The organism is Megasphaera sp. SW808, from assembly GCF_012027795.1.
GTDB classification, from domain to species: Bacteria; Bacillota; Negativicutes; order Veillonellales; family Megasphaeraceae; genus Megasphaera; species Megasphaera stantonii.
This window is the reverse complement of record NZ_SJOT01000025.1, coordinates 1-17,448: the sequence shown is the minus strand read 5'-3', so window position 1 is coordinate 17,448 and position 17,448 is coordinate 1. Positions and strand designations below refer to the sequence as shown.

The following is a 17,448-nucleotide window of genomic DNA, read 5'->3' as shown; positions in this document are numbered from 1 at the left end:
CCGTGCGGCCAGCAGAGAATTTCAACGAAAGGATGCCTATGGATTTACATGTCGTATGCCGGTTTTTAGGAAAAATTTCATTTATCCAGGGACTGACTATGCTCATCCCGCTGGGCATCGCTTTCTGGTGCGGCGAAGAGAGCGCCGTGCCCTTTATCCTGACGATCGGCGCGGCTGTGGCCGTGTCCTTTCTGTGCCAGCGCCGGGGACACGTCCGGACGAAGGCCCTGACGATACGCGAAGGCATTGCCATTACCGGCCTGGGCTGGCTGCTGGCGACGGGCCTGGGCATGCTGCCCTATGTATTGGGCGGGTACTTGGGAATCCTCGACGGGCTCTTTGAAAGTATTTCCGGGTTTACCGGCACGGGGGCGACGGTCATTGAAGACCTGGAGGTGCTGCCGAACAGCATCCTCTTTTGGCGCAGCATGACCCATTGGCTCGGCGGGCTGGGCATCGTCGTCATCTTTATCGCCCTGCTGCCTGAAGCGGGACAGTCGACTATGTCCATGTACAACGCCGAGGTGGCCGGGCCGACGCGGGAGCGCGTGCTGCCCCGCCTTCACGATATGACGAATGTCTTATTCCGCATGTATTCCGGCTTTACCCTCATCGCCCTGGTTATTTTCCTCCTGTGCGGCATGGATTTTATCAATGCCCTGAACCACGCCTTGTCGACTATTTCGGCCGGCGGGTTTTCAACCTTTAATGCCAGCGTGGCCCATTTCGACGATTCTGTTGTAGAAGGGTGGATTACCTTTTTCATGATATTGGCCGGCGGAAACTTCGGCCTGTACTATCAGGTGTATCAAAAGGGGCCCGGTGTCTTGCGGCGCAATACGGAATTTAAGGCCTATTTGCTTATCTTAGGCGTCGTGACGCTCCTCATCATGATGAATTTGGCCTATGCCTTCGGCGGCGAGTGGATGACGGCCTTCCGCTACGCCTCATTCCAGGTCGCGTCCATTGCGACGACGGGCTTCGTATCGGCAGATTATGATACGTGGCCGGCCTTTTCCAAGCTGCTGCTGCTCTTTCTCATGATCTGCGGCGGCTGCGCCGGTTCGACGGCGGCGGGCCTCAAGGTGTCCCGCGTGGTCATCTTGGTCAAGGCTCTGTGGATTACGGCCTTTCAAAAGGTTCATCCCAACATGGTACGCCGCGTAGAAATCAACGGCCATTACGTCGGCGACGATACGGTCGTCCGCGTGAGCCACTTTTTCTTCTTGTACATGGCGTTCATCGCCTTGTGGGCGCTGCTGCTTACGTGGGACGGCGTGAATATTTTCGACGCCGTCGGCATCAGCGTCAGCACCATGGGCTGCATCGGCCCGGCCTTTGGGATTACCGGCGCGACGTGCACGTACGCCAATTTGTCTGATTTTGCAAAAAGCATTCTGTGCTTGTCCATGCTGCTGGGGCGCTTGGAAATCCTGACCTTGCTGGTCATGTGCCGGCGCAGCTTCTGGAAATCCAAGGGCATGTGGTAACAATATAAAAATAAACACCTTCTCGGTGCTGAGTTCAGCAGGAGAAGGTGTTTTTTATTATGCATATATTATTATTCTTCTTCGTCGTCGAGGGCCAGCTCGTCCGGCGTCGTGCAGAACGTAATGTCCGGATTGCGCTCGCAAATCCAGTTGGTCTGCCATTCGTTGGCGATGAGCAGTACCAATCGCTGCTTGTGGTCCTTGACCAGCATGGCGCTGTCGACGTTTTTCAGTTCCCTGTATTCGTGGCCGTTCAGCTGGAGCCAGCGGGCGACCGTAAAGGGCAGCATGTTCATTTCCAAGTCTACGCCGTATTCGTGCTTGAGTCGGTATTCCAGCACTTCAAATTGCAGCTTCCCGACGGCGCCGACGATGTAGCTTTCCATGGAGCCGAGATTTTCATAAATCTGGACGGCCCCTTCCTGAGCCAACTGGGTCATGCCCTTAAGGAATTGCTTGCGCTTCATCGAGTCCTTAGCACGGATGCGGGCGAACAGCTCCGGCGGGAAGGTCGGGAAATCCTTGAAGGTGACCTTTTGCTTTCCGGCATAGAGGGTATCGCCGACGCCCATAGTGCCGTTGTCGAATACGCCGATGATATCGCCGGGGTAAGCGTCGTCGATAATCGTCCTCTCCGTCGCCAGGAACTGCTGAGGCTGCATGAGACGCAGCGTCTTGCCTGACTGGCGGTGCGTGACGGACATGCCTTTTTCAAATTTGCCCGAGCAGATGCGCATGAATACGACCCGGTCGTGGTGCTGGGGATTCATGTTGGCCTGGATCTTGAAGACGAAGGACGTAAACTGCTCCGATTCGGGGTCGATTACGCCTTCCAGGCACTTGCGGGGCTGGGGCTTAGGCGCCATTTCCAGGAATTTTTCCAGGAAGGGCTTGACGCCGAAATTGGTCATGGCCGAGCCGAAGAACATAGGCGTCAGCTGGCCATTTTTTACTTTTTCCATGTCGAAGCTGTCGCCGGCTGCGTCGAGAAGCTCAATATCGTCTATCAGAGCTTGATGAATTTCTTCATCCAGAAGTTCTTTGAAAATAGGGTCGTCAGCGGCGCCTTTGGTTGAAGCTAGCTTGCGCTGGCCGTGAGACGTATCCTTTTCAAACAGCTCGATGGAGGCCGACTCCCGGTCATAAATGCCTTCGTAGTTGCCGTTGATGCCGATTGGCCAGTTCATGGGGTATGCATGGATGCCGAGAATAGTTTCGATTTCGTCCATCAGATCAAAGGGATTGCGTCCGAAATGGTCAATTTTATTGACAAAGGTAAAAATAGGAATGCCTCTGTCTTTACAAACGCGGAACAGCTTTTTCGTCTGAGCTTCGACGCCCTTAGCCACGTCGATGAGCATGACGGCGCTGTCGGCTGCCATAAGGGTGCGGTACGTGTCTTCGCTGAAGTCCTGATGGCCCGGCGTGTCGAGTATGTTGATGTGATGGCCTTCGTAGTCAAACTGCAGGACCGAACTGGTGACGGAAATGCCGCGCTGCTTTTCGATTTCCATCCAGTCGGACACGGCGTGCTTAGCCGTCTTTCTCGCTTTGACCGATCCGGCTAAATGGATTGCGCCTCCGTACAGCAACAATTTTTCCGTAAGCGTCGTCTTGCCAGCATCAGGATGGGAGATGATGGCAAAGGTACGGCGATTATTTACTTCGTCAACTAAAGACATATTCCACCTCATTTATACAATAAACCTAAAATACAACTGGTAATAATTATATAAGGTTTTTATCGGCCGTGCAAGAGGCGGCTTTCGTTTGCGGCCGCCGGCTGATACGGGAGGGGGAGGCATATGAAACAGGCGCTAAAAGGGCAATTATTTTGTAAAAAAATGATGAAAAATAATGAAGAATTTAGTATAATAGTAACTATATAAAGTACTATTGGAGTGGATTGTAAGGGAAGAAGGCGAATCTGCGCTGTACTAAAACAGGTAAACCGTAAGACAAGAATTACATCAAAGTAAAAGGGGATTCAACGTGATCATTACAAGAGAAACTGATTATGCTGTAAGAATTTTACGTTCTTTAATTAACCTGCGGCTGAAAAACATCCGGGAAATCAGCGATGAACAGCTCATACCGCGGCAGTTTGCATATAAAATTTCCAAGAAAATGGAACGGGCCGGATACATCGAAATTATCCGCGGAGCTCAGGGCGGCTGCCGGCTGGTAAAGAATCTGCATGATATTACGTTGATGGATTTGATTCAGGTCATGGACAGGGAAAATATGCTCAGCAACTGTCTGGACGAAGGGTTTGTGTGCCCGTACCGCGAACGCAACGGCGGCGACTGCGGCCTTCATACGTCTTTCGGGCAGCTGCAGGAACAGCTGACGGCGTATTTTTCCGGCGTCAATTTGTACGACCTCGTCAGCGGTACGTGTCAGAATCAGAAATTGAAATAAACCGGCAATCGTCGGTTTATTTTCCCCGATTTAATTCGATTAATATAATCCAATACGAGGCTTTCGCGGCGGCGTATATGGATTTTACATAGGAGGAGCAGGTTTTCGCCTTGCTCTTTTTTGCGTTTTTAGTGTAATATAATATATACAGTATAATATATTAGTAATACCTAGACATTGAAATGGAGAGTGTACTATGAAATTAAAGAAAATTGCTGTCGTATGTTTGGCCGGACTGGTCATTGCCGCGGCCGCGCCTGTCGTTTCGACGCCGGTCTTTGCCGCCCGCGGCGGCGTGCGCGTGTCGGCTCCCAAAGCCTTGCCGTCGGGATCGAAGGGGACCGTCCGAAACAACACGACGAACAGAGCGACGAATAATCAGACCAATCAGCAGGCCCGCCAAAACGCGCAGCAGGCCAATGCCCGCACGAATACGCAGACCCGGACGAACCAATCGTCGGGCTGGGGCAGCGCCATGCGCAATATCGGCCTCTTGGCCGGCGGCATGTTTTTAGGCAGTATGCTGAGCGGCCTGTTCGGCTGGGGGAACATGGGCTTTATGGCCGACATCCTCGGCGTCATGTTCAATATCATCCTGCTGCTGGTTATCGTATCCCTTATTTCTCACTTGTGGCGCAAGTTTAGAGGCAAAAAGAATACCTCCGATGACGACGCCTACCGCCGCGGCTATGAAGCGGCCATGCGGGAAGAACGATTCCGCCATAAGGGCATGACCATCGACGTAAAGCCCATTGATGATGACAAGGAGGACCGCCGCCGGTAAGTGGGACTGCCAGGCATGGATTTCTGCTTGCCCTTTTTGTACTTTTATGCTATGATAATTGGCATGAAGTACGGCGATGCAGGAGAGGAAGTAAGCACGATGCCAGCGAGATAAGGACGGTGTGAGCTTATCGTTTGGTGCTGAAGGCGCTCCGAAGGCCGCGGCAGGAAGTCACCGCCAGGTGATGCGTATGGCCGGCAAATGAAGCGGGTCTTTCGACCAACCAGGGTGGAACCGCGGGTAATGGATACTCGTCCCTGTAACATTTCACGATGTTACAGGGACTTTTTGTATTATTAGGAGGGAAAACGAATGAATTTTCAGGATATGATTTCTGCTTTGAAAGAATTTTGGTCCTCCCAAGGCTGCATCATTTATGAACCCTATGATGTAGAAAAAGGGGCAGGCACCATGAATCCGGCTACGTTTCTGCGGACGCTCGGTCCCGAACCGTGGCACGTCGCCTACGTAGAACCGTCCCGCCGTCCTGCCGACGGCCGCTACGGCGACAACCCGAACCGCTTGTACCAGCACCATCAGTTCCAGGTCATCTGCAAGCCTTCGCCGGATAACATTCAGGAGCTGTATTTAAAGAGCTTGGAAACCTTGGGTATCAACCCGAAGGAACACGATATCCGCTTCGTTGAAGACAACTGGGAATCGCCGACGCTGGGCGCCTGGGGGCTCGGCTGGGAAGTCTGGCTCGACGGCATGGAAATCACGCAGTTTACGTACTTCCAGCAGGTAGGCGGCATCGACGTCGCTCCCGTCTCGTCGGAAATTACATACGGCATGGAACGCCTGGCCATGTACATTCAGGGCGTAGAAAACGTCTACGATTTGAAGTGGAATGACGACGTAACGTACGGCGATATTTTCCATCAGAACGAAGTGGAACAGTCGACGTATTCCTTTGAACTGAGCGACTCTGATTTGCTGTTCCATCTTTTTGACCAGTATGAAAAAGAAGCCATGCGGGTCATCAAGGCCGGTTTCGTCATTCCGGCCTACGACTACGTGCTGAAATGTTCCCATACGTTTAACCTGCTCGACGCCCGCGGCGCCATCAGCGTCAGCGAACGGGCCGCCTTTATCGGCCGGGTCCGCAACATGGCCCGCGCCTGCGCTAAGGCCTATTTGGAACAGCGGGAAAAACTGGGCTTCCCCATGTTGAAAAAGGAGGAAAACTAAATGAGCAAAGACGTATTACTTGAAATCGGCACCGAAGAAATCCCGGCTCATTATATGCCGAACGTCCTCTCGCAGGTACAGCAGCTGGCTGCTGACAAATTAAATAAAGCGAACATCGCCTATGAAGATATCCGCGCCGTCGGAACGCCGCGCCGCGTAGCCCTCCTCGTAAAGGGCGTTGCGGAAAAGCAGGCCGATATTTCGTCTAAAAACAAAGGACCCTCTGTCAAAATCGCTTACGACAGCGACGGCAATCCGACGAAGGCCGCTATGGGCTTTGCCCGCGGCCAGAAAATCGCCGTAGAAGACTTGGTCGTAGAAGACGGCTACGTTTATGCCAATGTTACCAGCATCGGTGCGGAAACAGCAGGTCTCTTGCCTGACATTTTGACAGACATTATTACGGGATTGGGCTTCCCCAAGAGCATGCACTGGGGCTCTTTGGATTTCCATTTCGTCCGTCCGATCCGCTGGATTGTGGCCCTCTTCGGCGACGACGTCGTTCCCTTTGAATTAGCCGGCGTCAAATCCGGCAGGATAAGCCGCGGCCATCGCTTCCTCGGCACAGGCGATTTCGAAATTCCTTCCATGGCGGCGTATGAACGCACGGCGAAGGAACATTTCATCATCGTCGACCCGGAAGAACGAAAGGAACTCATTTTAGCGGGACTGCAGAAGCTGGCTGATGAAAAAGGCGGCACGATCATCATGGACGACGATTTGCTGGAAGAAGTCATTTTCCTCGTCGAATACCCGACGGCCTTGTGCGGCGAATTTGACGAAGATTACCTGAAGCTGCCCGAAGCGGCGATTATCACGCCGATGAAGGATCATCAGCGGTATTTCCCCATGCGCGACAAGGACGGCAAGCTCATGAACCTGTTCCTGACAGTCCGCAACGGCGACGACTACCATCTGGAAACGGTGCAGCACGGCAACGAACGGGTGCTCCGGGCCCGTCTCGACGACGCCAAGTTCTTCTTTGAAGAAGACAAGAAGCATAAGCTCGTTGATTACGTAGAAAAATTGAAGAAAATCGTCTTCCAGGACGGTCTCGGCACGCTGTACGATAAGGCCCTGCGCCTGGAACAGATTACGGTGTTCCTCAATCAGAAATTAGATCTCGGCTTGTCCGACGAAGCCTTGAAACGGGCGTCCCTGCTGGCCAAGGCCGACCTGGCTACGCAGATGGTCATGGAATTTACGGAACTGCAGGGCGTCATGGGCAAGGAATACGCCATGATCGACGGCGAAGGGGAGGACGTCGCCGAAGCTCTTACGGAACAGTACCAGCCGCGTTTTGCTGGTGACGAACTGCCGCAGACCGATATGGGCAAGGTTCTCGGCCTGGCCGATAAATTCGACACTATTACAGGTATGTTCAGCCGAGGCTTCATCCCGACGGGCTCCCAGGACCCCTTCGCGCTGCGCCGTCAGACCATCGGCGTCCTGAACATCCTCATGGATGCCGGCTGGAACCTGAACTGCCATGAAGTATTCGCCTTCGTCCTCGACCTTCTCCAGGTGGATAAGGACAAGCAGATGGAAGTCATGGGCCAGCTCAACGATTACTTCGTCCTGCGCCTGAAAAACATCTTCCAGGACAAGGGCATGGATTACCATATCATCGACTGCGTTCTCAGCGACGATACGCTCAACGCCGCCAAGGCAGCCCGCCGCGCCCAGGCCCTTATCGACGCCGACCTCATGGGCAAGACGGAACTGCTCCAGGCCTTTACCCGCGTAGGCAATATGATCAAGGATGCAGAAGACACGACAGTCGACGCCGCCTTGTTTGAAACGGACGAAGAAAAAGCTCTGTACGCCGCCTGCCAGGCTATGGAATCGGGATTGGCCCAGGCGTACGCCGTTTACGATTACGCCGCCGCAGCCGATATCCTGTCTGAAGGCATCGGCGCCATCAACGATTTCCTCGACAACGTCCTCGTCATGCATGAAAATGCGGCCGTAAAGGAAAACCGCATCCACCTGCTGACCTTGACGTACAGCCTCATCAGCCCCATCGGCGACATCAAGAAGCTGTCGTAAGGCTATTGTCACAGCTTCTTTACAATTAGGCATGGACGAGCGTCCTTCCTTGTGTTTTAAAATTTATATGTGATATAATACATAGCAGGTGCGGTCTATTCCCGCATCTGCTATTGCCTTATGAAAATAAGCTTGGCGTAAAGGAGTGACTGCTTATGAATATGAAAAAAATCGCCTTAGTACTGGCGGGTATCGCATGCGTGGCCGGTTCGACGTCGTTTGCCGCCGACACCATGACGATTAAGAGCTCAAATAGAGACAGCTATGCGGAAGTATTAGTATATAAAGCCAAAGACGGCGACTACTATCAATATTACAACAGCATGTACGGCTACGTCGTCGATATCCCGAAATCGGCTACCCAGGCCGATATGAACGAAGGCGGCGACGGCTGCTATTTCCAGGATCCGAAGGACGACGCCTTGTTTATGACTTACGCGGCGAAAAATGCCCTGAATTTCTCCATCGACGAATTATGCAACATGGATATCGGCGTCAACGGCTCGCCTGAGCTGACCATGAACGTGCGCACGAAAAACAGCTATGCCATCGCCTGGACGGACGGCGCGAAATCGTATTATCATGAATTGTTCTTAAACGAAAAGAATCAGACCTACACGGCCTTTTCCGTCGTATATCCGACAGAAAAGAAAGATAAATACGACAAGATCATTTCCCACATGACGCGCAGCTTTGTGCCGAACGGCGTAAAGATGTAACAGGGCGCGGAAGCGCGTAAACGGGCATGCCTGAAACAGAAGAGGGCGTGCCCTTTTTTGTGCGCCTGCACTTTTTTGCGCGCCTGCAAGGGAAGAAGAGAGGAGACTGGACGTGGCACATTCTGCGACAAAAGGCCATATAGCGGCGTTGCTGACCGTATTTATTTGGGGGACTACCTTCATATCGACGAAGGTCCTGCTGGCTGATTTTCAGCCTGTAGAAATTTTATTCTTCCGCTTTGTCATGGCCTATACCGTGCTGTGGTGCTGCTATCCCCGGTGGTTTCACATGTCGGGATGGCGGGAAGAGGCGACCTTTGCCGCTGCGGGATTTACGGGAATTTGTTTGTATTATTTGTTGGAAAACATCGCCCTGACCTATACGATGGCGTCGAACGTCGGCGTCATTTGTTCCGTATCGCCCTTTTTTACGGCCATGCTGGCGGCCGTATTCATCAAATCGGAGAAGCCCCTGACGCCGCAGTTTTTCATCGGATTTTTTCTGGCTATCGCCGGCATCTGCCTGATCAGCTTCAACGGCTCGGCGATGGAGCTCAACCCGCTGGGCGACATGCTGGCCGTGCTGGCGGCTGTCGTATGGGCCTGTTATTCCGTTTTAATTAAGAAGATCAGCCGCTTTGACTATCCCGTCCTCCTGACGACGCGGCGAACCTTTTTTTACGGTATTCTGTGGATGATTCCGGCCTTATATCTCTTTGACTTTCAATGGGCGCCGGCCCGCTTTGCCGACGGGATCGTCATATTCAACCTCCTGTTTCTGGGGCTGGGGGCGTCGGCCTTGTGCTTCGTTACTTGGAGCAGTGCTGTGGCGATCCTGGGGGCTGTGAAGACCAGCGTCTACATTTATTTGCTGCCCGTCGTCACGGTGGCTACGTCGGCTGTCGTCCTCCAGGAACCGGTTACGACGATGACCGTCGCCGGCACGGCCCTGACCTTGCTGGGGCTGGCCTTGTCGGAGGGGAAATTAGGCCGGGCAGCCCATGATAAAATAGAACATGTACATGCAAAATCAGAATAATAGAAAATAGAAGGCTTTTCTTGAAATGGCCTGCGCAACATGCTATAATTGTTTTCGTTAATTTAGGCAGTCCTCTGTTCGTTTTACGATTGTCGTGTGTTGGGCGGCAACGGGGAACACGAATGTCTTATAGGAGGAAAAAAAGATGAATATTATCAGCGTACTTGAACAAGAACAGCTTCGCAGCGACATTCCTGCATTCCGCCCTGGCGACACCGTCAAGGTTCATGTAAAGGTTGTCGAAGGTAACCGCGAACGTATCCAGATTTTTGAAGGCGTCGTCATCGGCCGTCAGAACGGCGGTGTCCGCGAAACCTTCACCGTTCGCCGTATTTCCTATGGTGTAGGCGTAGAACGTACTTTCCTGGTACATTCCCCGCGTCTGGCTAAAATCGAAGTCGTTCGCCGCGGTATCGTTCGCCGTGCAAAACTGAACTACCTCCGCGGTCTGACAGGCAAAGCTGCCCGTATTCGCGAACGTCGGTAATTCCCAAGCAAGAACACATAAAACAAGGATTGGATATATTCCAGTCCTTGTTTTTTTACTAGATACCGCGTCCGGCATATGATATAATATATTGAGTGCCAATCTAATGAAAGTCATAATTATGAATGAGGTGATGTATTGTGGCAAAACAGATTTTTGTTACAGGACATAAAAATCCGGATACGGATTCGATTTGTTCTTCCATTGCATTTGCAAAATTACAGCAATTAAAAGGCGTCGACGCAGTCGCTGTCCGCGCCGGTGACATCAATAAAGAAACGGCTTACGCCCTGGATTACTTCCACGTAGAAGCGCAGCCCCTGGTCAAAGATTTTTACGTAAAGGTCGGCGAAGCGGTCCGCAAGGACGTCGAAGCTCTGCCGTACAGCGCCAGCCTGAAGGACGCGGCGAAATGGTTTGCCGATCACGACAGCGACGTAGCGCCTGTTGCGGAAAACGGCAATTTTGTCGGCGTATTGTATAAGTCCAGCTTAGCCGGCGAATTCGTCAAGACTGTATTGGGCGAAGAACTGGGCACGGTAAAGAGCCTGGTGCAGGACGCCGCTACGATATTCAGCACGTCGGACAACGGCCATGACGTTCCGGCTGAAGGCCGCTACGTCGTCGTCGACGACGGCAAGTACGTCGGCATGGTCTGCGCAGACTGCGTAGCCGCCGTAGAAAAGAGAAAAGTCATGCTCGTCGACCACAACGAAAAGAAGCAGATCATCGACGGCATCGACGAAGCTGAAATCATCAGCGTTGTAGACCATCACCGCATCGGCGGCACCTTGGCGACGGAAGGCCCGATTTTCATTTTGTTCCAGCCCGTCGGCTGCACGGCTACGATCGTAACGTCCCTGTACGAACAGGCAAACATCGCCATTCCGAAGGAAATCGCCGGCCTGCTCCTGTCGGCGGTTATTTCCGACACCGTATTGTTCCGCTCGCCGACCTGCACCCAGCAGGATCGGGAAACGGCTGAAAAGCTGGCCGCCATTGCCGGCGTAGACCTGCAGGCTTACGGCATGGACATGCTGAAAGCCGGCGCCAACGTATCCGATTTGACGCCGGATCAAATTGCCCAGAACGACATGAAGGAATTCTCCGACGGCAGCGTAACCTTTACGATTTCCCAGGTACAGGTCATGGACACGACGGATTTGCTCGAACAGAAGCAGGTCCTTCTCAACGCGTTGGAAAAAATGCGTTCGGCTAAAAACTACGCCGCTTCGTTCCTCATGATTACGAGCATTATCGACGAATCGACGAACCTCATTTTCGCCGGCAACATGGACGCCGTCGTAGGCAAGGCCTTTGCCAAGGACGTCCTCGACAAGGAAGTATACCTGCCCGGCGTTATGAGCCGTAAGAAGCAGATCGTCCCGCAGATTTTGGCAGCCTTGAAATAAGCGGTTACCGTATATGAACCAAAGCCTCATCTTCCCGGTGAGGCTTTTTTACTGATTATGGCAAGGAGTTTGTATGAATCCTATTTTAGATACATTGAACGACCGGCAGCGCGAGGCGGTGCAGCTGACTGAAGGGCCGCTGCTCATCATGGCCGGCGCCGGGTCGGGGAAGACGAAGGTACTGACCTGCCGCATTGCCTACCTGCTGGAGAAGGGCGTGTCGCCCTATGCCATCCTGGCGATTACCTTTACCAACAAGGCGGCTAAGGAAATGCGGGAACGAGTGGAAAAGCTGGTCGGCCCGCGGGCGGAAAGCATGTGGATCAGCACCTTCCATTCGTTCTGCGCTAAATTGCTGCGCTTTGAAATCGACGGCCGCTTCGGCTATACCCGCAATTTTACGATTTACGATACGACGGACCAGATGACGCTCATTAAGGACTGCCTGAAGCAGGTCAATCTGGACGACAAGCAGTTTCCGCCCCGGTCCGTCCTGGGGACGATTTCGTCGGCGAAGAACGCCCTGATGGACGCCTATGAATTTACCGGCCGGGCCGATGATTTCTACGCCCAGAAAGTCGCCGAGGTATATACGCTGTATGAAAAGAAGCTGAAGGAAAACAACGCCATGGATTTCGACGACCTGCTGCGCCTGGCCGTGCGCCTGCTGCAGGAATGCGAAGACGTGCGGGAAAAATACCAGAACCGCTTTCAGTATATCCTCGTCGACGAATACCAGGATACGAACCACGCCCAGTACACGCTGACGAAGCTGCTGGCCCAGAAATGGCGCAACATCTGCGTCGTCGGCGACGCGGACCAAAGCATTTACGCCTGGCGCGGCGCAGACATCCGCAATATCATCGACTTTACGCGGGACTATCCCGACGCGGCGTCTATCAAGCTGGAACAGAACTACCGCTCGACGAAGACCATTTTGAACGCCGCCAACGCCGTCATCGACAACAACGAAAGCCGGCCGAAAAAGGTGCTGTGGACGGAAAATCCGGCAGGCAATAAAATCATCCATTACCATGCCCAGACGGAGCATGACGAAGCCGATTACGTCGCCGGCGTCATTTACAACCGCCACGAAATCGGAAATGAGCCCTACGGCGACATGGCGATTTTATTCCGTACCAACTCCCAGTCCCGCGTGCTGGAAGAAAAGCTCATGCGCTACGCCATTCCTTATACGATGGTCGGCGGGACGAAGTTCTACGACCGCAAGGAAATCAAGGACGTCATCGCCTACCTGCGCCTGCTGTACAACCCTGAAGACAGCTTGAGCCTCATGCGGGTTATCAACGTGCCGAAGCGAAACATCGGCGCGACGACGATAGAGCATTTGGCCGACTACGCCGAGCAGAATGGTATTTCCCTCTTTGAAGCCTTGTCGTCGACAGACAATATTCCGGCCATTACGAAACGGGCCAGAACGTCGCTGGAAGAGTTTTCCGTCATGATCTTCGAGCTGCTCAACCATGTCGACGAATGGGACGTACAGACCCTTATCGAAGAGACTATCAAGCAGTCCGGCTACGGGGCTATGCTCGATAAAGACGCCGAGCACGACGTGCAGGGCGAAAGCCGCAGGGAAAATGTTGGCGAGTTCCTTTCCGTTGCCAAGGATTACATGGACTCCAATCCTCAGGGGAATTTGCAGGATTTTCTGGAAAATATCGCCCTGGTCAGCGACGTCGACGAATTTGAGGGCAGCGATTCCAAGGTGACGCTTATGACGCTGCACGCCGCGAAAGGGTTGGAATTTCCCGTCGTCTTCCTCGTCGGCCTCGACGAAGGCTTGTTCCCACACAGCCGCACCCTCATGGATTCGTCTCAGATAGAAGAAGAACGCCGCCTGGCCTACGTCGGCATTACGCGGGCCGAGCGGCAGCTGTACGTGACCAACGCTTCGACGCGGACGATGTACGGACGCATATCGGCGTATTTGCCGAGCCGTTTCTTAAACGAAATCCCAGCGGAGCTCATAGAAGAATTCCGCCGCAAGACGGCTATGCCTCAGCAGCCGGCGTCCGTGCCGGGGCGGCAGCGCGTATCGATTCTGTCCAAGCCCGTGGCGACGACGCTGCCGAAAAAGCATGCCGTCGACACGTCCTTTGCCGCCGGAGATAAGGTTCGCCATAAGATTTGGGGCATAGGCACCGTCCTGGAGGTCATCGGCGAAGGGCAGAACATGCAGATGAAGATACAATTTCCGACGAAAGGCGTCCGGCAGGTCGTCGTCAAGTACGCACCGCTGGAAAAGGCTTAGCAGGAAGCGAGGAGACAGACTATGACCAAGGGCTTGGAAACGGCCATGTCGTCTATCGACATTTGTTCGGCCAGACAAGCTACGATTAAGGATAAAATGGAAATGGTGCTGGATATCGGCCAGCTGCTCATGGAGAGCGGCGGCGATTCGAAGAGCATCGTCAGGGATATGCTGCGGGCGGCGGCCTATTTAGGGCTGCATTGGAAGCATTTGAACTTCCACATGACCTATACGACGATTATGGCCAATTACGACAGCGAGAAGAAATCCTATACAGTGTTTCGGAAATGCCGCATTCACGGCATCAACATGACGACGATTGCCGACGTCAGCCAGCTGTCCTGGCGAGCCTTGGAACAGAAATATGAAACGGGAACCTTCAAGGCCGACTTGGAAGCCATGAAGGAAAAAAGTACGCGCCGCCATTATCCCCAGTGGGCGACGTCGCTGGCAGCGGGCATTGCCTGCGGCGGGTTCTGCAAATTATTCGGCTGCGACTGGGTTGCCTTTGTCTATACGGCGCTGGCTGCCTGCATCGGCTTCTGGGTGCGCCACGGCTGCAACCGCTTCGGCGTCAACCCCTACATCAGCATTGCCGCGTCGGCGTGCATCGCGACGGCTGCGGCCTATTGGACGCAGGTACTGCCGGGATCGGCAACGCCATGGTTTCCCATGATCGCCTGCATGCTGTTTCTCGTGCCGGGCGTGCCGCTCATCAACTCCTTTGACGACCTCATGAACAACTACATCGTATCAGGCATGACCCGGGCCATGAACACGATGCTCGTCGTCCTGGCTATGACCTTCGGTATCGTCGGGGCCATCAGCCTGTGCCAGATTCCGGCCTATTCGACGTACGACATCGTGCCTGACAGCATCTACGGTTCTCAGGCCATCGCCGCAGCACTGGCGGCCATGGGGTTTTCCGTCATCTTCAATATCCCGCCGCGCCTGCTGCCCGTCGCCGGCATCGGCGCCGTCATGGCCGTCGGCACGCGGAATATCCTGGCAATCGGCTTTGATGTTCCTATGGCCTGGGCCTCCTTTTGGGGGGCGGCCCTTGTCAGCGTCGTCGGCTTTAAGCTTGCCGGCCGCCTTCGCGCTCCCCGGTCCGTCGTAACCGTCCCTGCCGTCATTCCCATGATTCCAGGCGTCCTCATGTACCGCCTGCTCATCGGCATTTTTTATATTCCCTCCCTGGATCCGCAGGGGCTGCTCACGGCCATACAAAGCGGCGTTCAGGCCTTTATGATTATCCTGGCTATCGCCTTGGGCGCGACGATTCCCGACATGATCGCCCACCAGTTTATCGAGCGGTCGAAGCACCAGCGTCTCTGCCATCTGCTGGCCGTTGCCCGTTCCGGCGAGGACAGCGCCTTTGAAATCGAAACGGATATAGACCAGGCCAGCAACTTGAAATAGCTGCGCATATTTTTACAGGAGGCACGTATGGATGATGTAAAGCAAAAAGCACGTCTCTTAGAGCTGCGTTACATAATTGATGAACTGAGCTATCAGTATTATACACTGGACAAACCGACCGTAACGGACTACGAGTACGACATGATGTACCGCGAATTGGAAACGATTGAAAAGGCCCATCCCGAATGGGTGACGCCCGATTCGCCGACACAGCGCGTCGGATCGAAGATTTCCGGCGGCTTTGAAAAATACACGCATGACCAGCCCATGCTCAGCTTAGGCGACGTGTTCAACGACGCCGAGCTCATGGAATTCGACCAGCGCGTCCGCAATGACTTAGGCGGCGAAGCGCTGGAATACGTCGTCGAGCTGAAAATCGACGGGCTGGCAGTCAACCTCATTTACGAGCACGGCCAGTTTGTCCGCGGCGTTACCCGCGGCGACGGACGGGTCGGCGAAGATATTACGAACAATGTCCGTACCATCCGGACGATTCCGCTGCGCATCGACAACGATTCGCCCCATATTGAAATCCGCGGCGAAGTGTACATGCCCATCGAGTCCTTCGCCCAGCTCAATGCCCAGCGCCGCGACGACGAGCTGGAGCCCTTTGCCAATCCCCGCAACGCTGCGGCCGGCTCGCTGCGCCAGCTCGATCCGCGCATTACGGCTCAGCGCAAGCTGGCGTTCTTCGCCTATGCCCTGGGAGGCAACGTCGGCGTGGAAATCCACAGCCAGGAAGAGCTGCTTGCAGACCTAAAGGCCTTCCGCTTCCAGGTCAATCCGGAATACTGCAAATGCAAAACCATGGAAGAAGTCATCGCCTATATTCACAGCTGGGATGAAAAGCGCGATACCTTGCCTTACGCGACGGACGGCATGGTCGTCAAGGTCAACTCCTTTGCCCAGCAGGAGCGGCTGGGCAACACCGTCAAGATTCCTCGCTGGGCCATCGCCTATAAATTCCCGCCGGAACAGGCGAAGACCAAGGTGCTGGGAATTTCCGTTTCCCTCGGCCGGACGGGCGTCCTGACGCCGGCGGCAGATCTTAAGCCCGTTCATTTAGCCGGCACGACGGTCAAGAGGGCGACGCTGCATAACGAAGACTATATTAAGGAAAAGGACATCCGCATCGGCGATACGGTCATTATCCAGAAGGCCGGCGAAATCATTCCCGAAGTCGTACGGGCCGTCGTATCGGAACGGGACGGCTCCGAACGGGAATTCGTCATGCCCAGCACCTGTCCGAGCTGCGGCGGTCCCGTCGTGCGCAAGGAGGGGGAAGCGGCGACGCGCTGCATCAATCCCGATTGCCCGGCTGTCGTCGGTGAGAAAATCGCCCACTTCGTGTCGCGCAACGCCATGAACATCGACGGCTTGGGCGACGCCATCGTGCAGCAGCTGCTGCAGAACCACTTGATTCACGACGTGTCCGACATCTACACGCTGAAAAAAGAAGACCTCGTCGAGCTCGAAGGCTTCGGTGAAAAATCTGCAGACAACCTGCTTAAAGCCATTGAAGCCAGCAAATCCGTCGGCTTGGCCCGCGTCCTCTTCGCCCTAGGCATCCGCTTCGTCGGCGCCAAAGCCGGCCGTATTCTGGCCGAATGCTTCGGCTCTATCGAGGCCCTCATGGCCGCGTCGGCAGACGACTTGACGGCTATCGATGAAATCGGCCCGCGCATTGCCGAAAGCGTCGTCGCTTATTTTGGTGATGAAAAGAACCGCAGCCTCGTAGGCAAGCTTGCGTCGTACGGCGTTGACATGACCGCGGAAAAACGCCAGCTCATCAACACATCCTTCGACGGAGAAATCGTCGTCCTGACCGGCAAGCTCCAGACCATGACCCGGAAGGAAGCGGAACAAGCCGTAGAATCCCGCGGCGGCAAATGTACCTCGTCGGTTACGAAAAAGACGACCCTCGTCGTCATCGGCGCCGATCCCGGCAGCAAATACGAAAAAGCCCGTCAATTAGGAACTCATATTATCACAGAAGAAGAATTCCAGGACTGGCTGTCCAGAGAATAGAATATACCGGTAAAAGAACGCAGCTCCTATAGTATGGGGGCTGTTTTCTTTGTGCGCTGTGAAATGTTAAGTAGTTTATGGTTTAGTAAATCGTGATTGACTAAAATATAACTAATGGTATATTAATCATA

General features: G+C 54.0%; 13 protein-coding genes. 12 read left to right on the top strand and 1 reads right to left on the bottom strand.

The features are described from left to right. The first annotated feature begins 38 nt into the window (after positions 1–38). Entirely contained in the window at positions 39–1,490 is a 1,452-nt protein-coding gene (locus tag E0L13_RS09270; RefSeq protein WP_168061979.1) for a TrkH family potassium uptake protein, read from the top strand. A 71-nt stretch (positions 1,491–1,561) separates the two neighbouring features. Here E0L13_RS09270 and E0L13_RS09265 read toward each other — a convergent pair whose 3' ends face one another. Further along, positions 1,562–3,172 carry a peptide chain release factor 3 gene (locus E0L13_RS09265; protein WP_168061977.1) on the bottom strand — a complete coding sequence of 537 codons (1,611 nt, stop codon included), beginning with the start codon at positions 3,170–3,172 and terminating at the stop codon, positions 1,562–1,564. Positions 3,173–3,482: 310 nt separating this feature from the next. Between E0L13_RS09265 and E0L13_RS09260 the strand changes: the two genes are divergently transcribed. From E0L13_RS09260 to ligA, 11 genes are all read left to right on the top strand, one after another. Then, a complete protein-coding gene (locus tag E0L13_RS09260) occupies positions 3,483–3,911 on the top strand; it encodes an Rrf2 family transcriptional regulator (RefSeq protein ID WP_087477018.1) in 429 nt (142 codons plus the stop codon). Positions 3,912–4,107: 196 nt separating this feature from the next. Further along, positions 4,108–4,695 carry a hypothetical protein gene (locus E0L13_RS09255; RefSeq protein WP_168061975.1) on the top strand — a complete coding sequence of 196 codons (588 nt, stop codon included), beginning with the start codon at positions 4,108–4,110 and terminating at the stop codon, positions 4,693–4,695. A 312-nt stretch (positions 4,696–5,007) separates the two neighbouring features. Continuing rightward, entirely contained in the window at positions 5,008–5,886 is an 879-nt protein-coding gene (gene glyQ / locus E0L13_RS09250) for a glycine--tRNA ligase subunit alpha (protein ID WP_087477016.1), read from the top strand. Then, complete coding sequence (gene glyS / locus E0L13_RS09245; protein ID WP_168061973.1) at positions 5,887–7,935, top strand: glycine--tRNA ligase subunit beta; 2,049 nt, start codon at positions 5,887–5,889, stop codon at positions 7,933–7,935. Between the two features lie 155 nt (positions 7,936–8,090). After that, the gene (locus tag E0L13_RS09240) at positions 8,091–8,654 is read left to right on the top strand and encodes a hypothetical protein (RefSeq protein WP_095628928.1); all 564 of its coding nucleotides are present in this window, start codon (positions 8,091–8,093) and stop codon (positions 8,652–8,654) included. 112 nt (positions 8,655–8,766) lie between these two features. Then, entirely contained in the window at positions 8,767–9,693 is a 927-nt protein-coding gene (locus E0L13_RS09235) for a DMT family transporter (RefSeq protein ID WP_168061971.1), read from the top strand. A 145-nt stretch (positions 9,694–9,838) separates the two neighbouring features. Then, on the top strand, positions 9,839–10,180 hold the full coding sequence (rplS, locus tag E0L13_RS09230) for a 50S ribosomal protein L19 (protein ID WP_087477012.1): 342 nt from the start codon (positions 9,839–9,841) through the stop codon (positions 10,178–10,180). Positions 10,181–10,320: 140 nt separating this feature from the next. Continuing rightward, entirely contained in the window at positions 10,321–11,592 is a 1,272-nt protein-coding gene (locus E0L13_RS09225) for a manganese-dependent inorganic pyrophosphatase (RefSeq protein ID WP_168061969.1), read from the top strand. A 73-nt stretch (positions 11,593–11,665) separates the two neighbouring features. After that, positions 11,666–13,867, top strand: coding sequence for a DNA helicase PcrA (gene pcrA / locus E0L13_RS09220; protein ID WP_168061967.1), 2,202 nt, complete (start codon positions 11,666–11,668; stop codon positions 13,865–13,867). 21 nt (positions 13,868–13,888) lie between these two features. Next, positions 13,889–15,289 carry a threonine/serine exporter family protein gene (locus E0L13_RS09215; RefSeq protein ID WP_168061965.1) on the top strand — a complete coding sequence of 467 codons (1,401 nt, stop codon included), beginning with the start codon at positions 13,889–13,891 and terminating at the stop codon, positions 15,287–15,289. 27 nt (positions 15,290–15,316) lie between these two features. Further along, positions 15,317–17,317, top strand: a complete 2,001-nt coding sequence (gene ligA / locus E0L13_RS09210) for an NAD-dependent DNA ligase LigA (RefSeq protein ID WP_168061963.1) — start codon at positions 15,317–15,319, stop codon at positions 17,315–17,317. Positions 17,318–17,448 lie beyond the last annotated feature (131 nt).

What these genes read in the sequence shown, in the direction of transcription:
- E0L13_RS09270 (WP_168061979.1), top strand. Translation starts at nt 39, where the DNA reads ATGGATTTACATGTCGTATGCCGGTTTTTAGGAAAAATTTCATTTATC.
- E0L13_RS09265 (WP_168061977.1), bottom strand. Translation starts at nt 3,172, where the DNA reads ATGTCTTTAGTTGACGAAGTAAATAATCGCCGTACCTTTGCCATCATC.
- E0L13_RS09255 (WP_168061975.1), top strand. Translation starts at nt 4,108, where the DNA reads ATGAAATTAAAGAAAATTGCTGTCGTATGTTTGGCCGGACTGGTCATT.
- glyQ (WP_087477016.1), top strand. Translation starts at nt 5,008, where the DNA reads ATGAATTTTCAGGATATGATTTCTGCTTTGAAAGAATTTTGGTCCTCC.
- glyS (WP_168061973.1), top strand. Translation starts at nt 5,887, where the DNA reads ATGAGCAAAGACGTATTACTTGAAATCGGCACCGAAGAAATCCCGGCT.
- E0L13_RS09240 (WP_095628928.1), top strand. Translation starts at nt 8,091, where the DNA reads ATGAATATGAAAAAAATCGCCTTAGTACTGGCGGGTATCGCATGCGTG.
- rplS (WP_087477012.1), top strand. Translation starts at nt 9,839, where the DNA reads ATGAATATTATCAGCGTACTTGAACAAGAACAGCTTCGCAGCGACATT.
- pcrA (WP_168061967.1), top strand. Translation starts at nt 11,666, where the DNA reads ATGAATCCTATTTTAGATACATTGAACGACCGGCAGCGCGAGGCGGTG.
- E0L13_RS09215 (WP_168061965.1), top strand. Translation starts at nt 13,889, where the DNA reads ATGACCAAGGGCTTGGAAACGGCCATGTCGTCTATCGACATTTGTTCG.
- ligA (WP_168061963.1), top strand. Translation starts at nt 15,317, where the DNA reads ATGGATGATGTAAAGCAAAAAGCACGTCTCTTAGAGCTGCGTTACATA.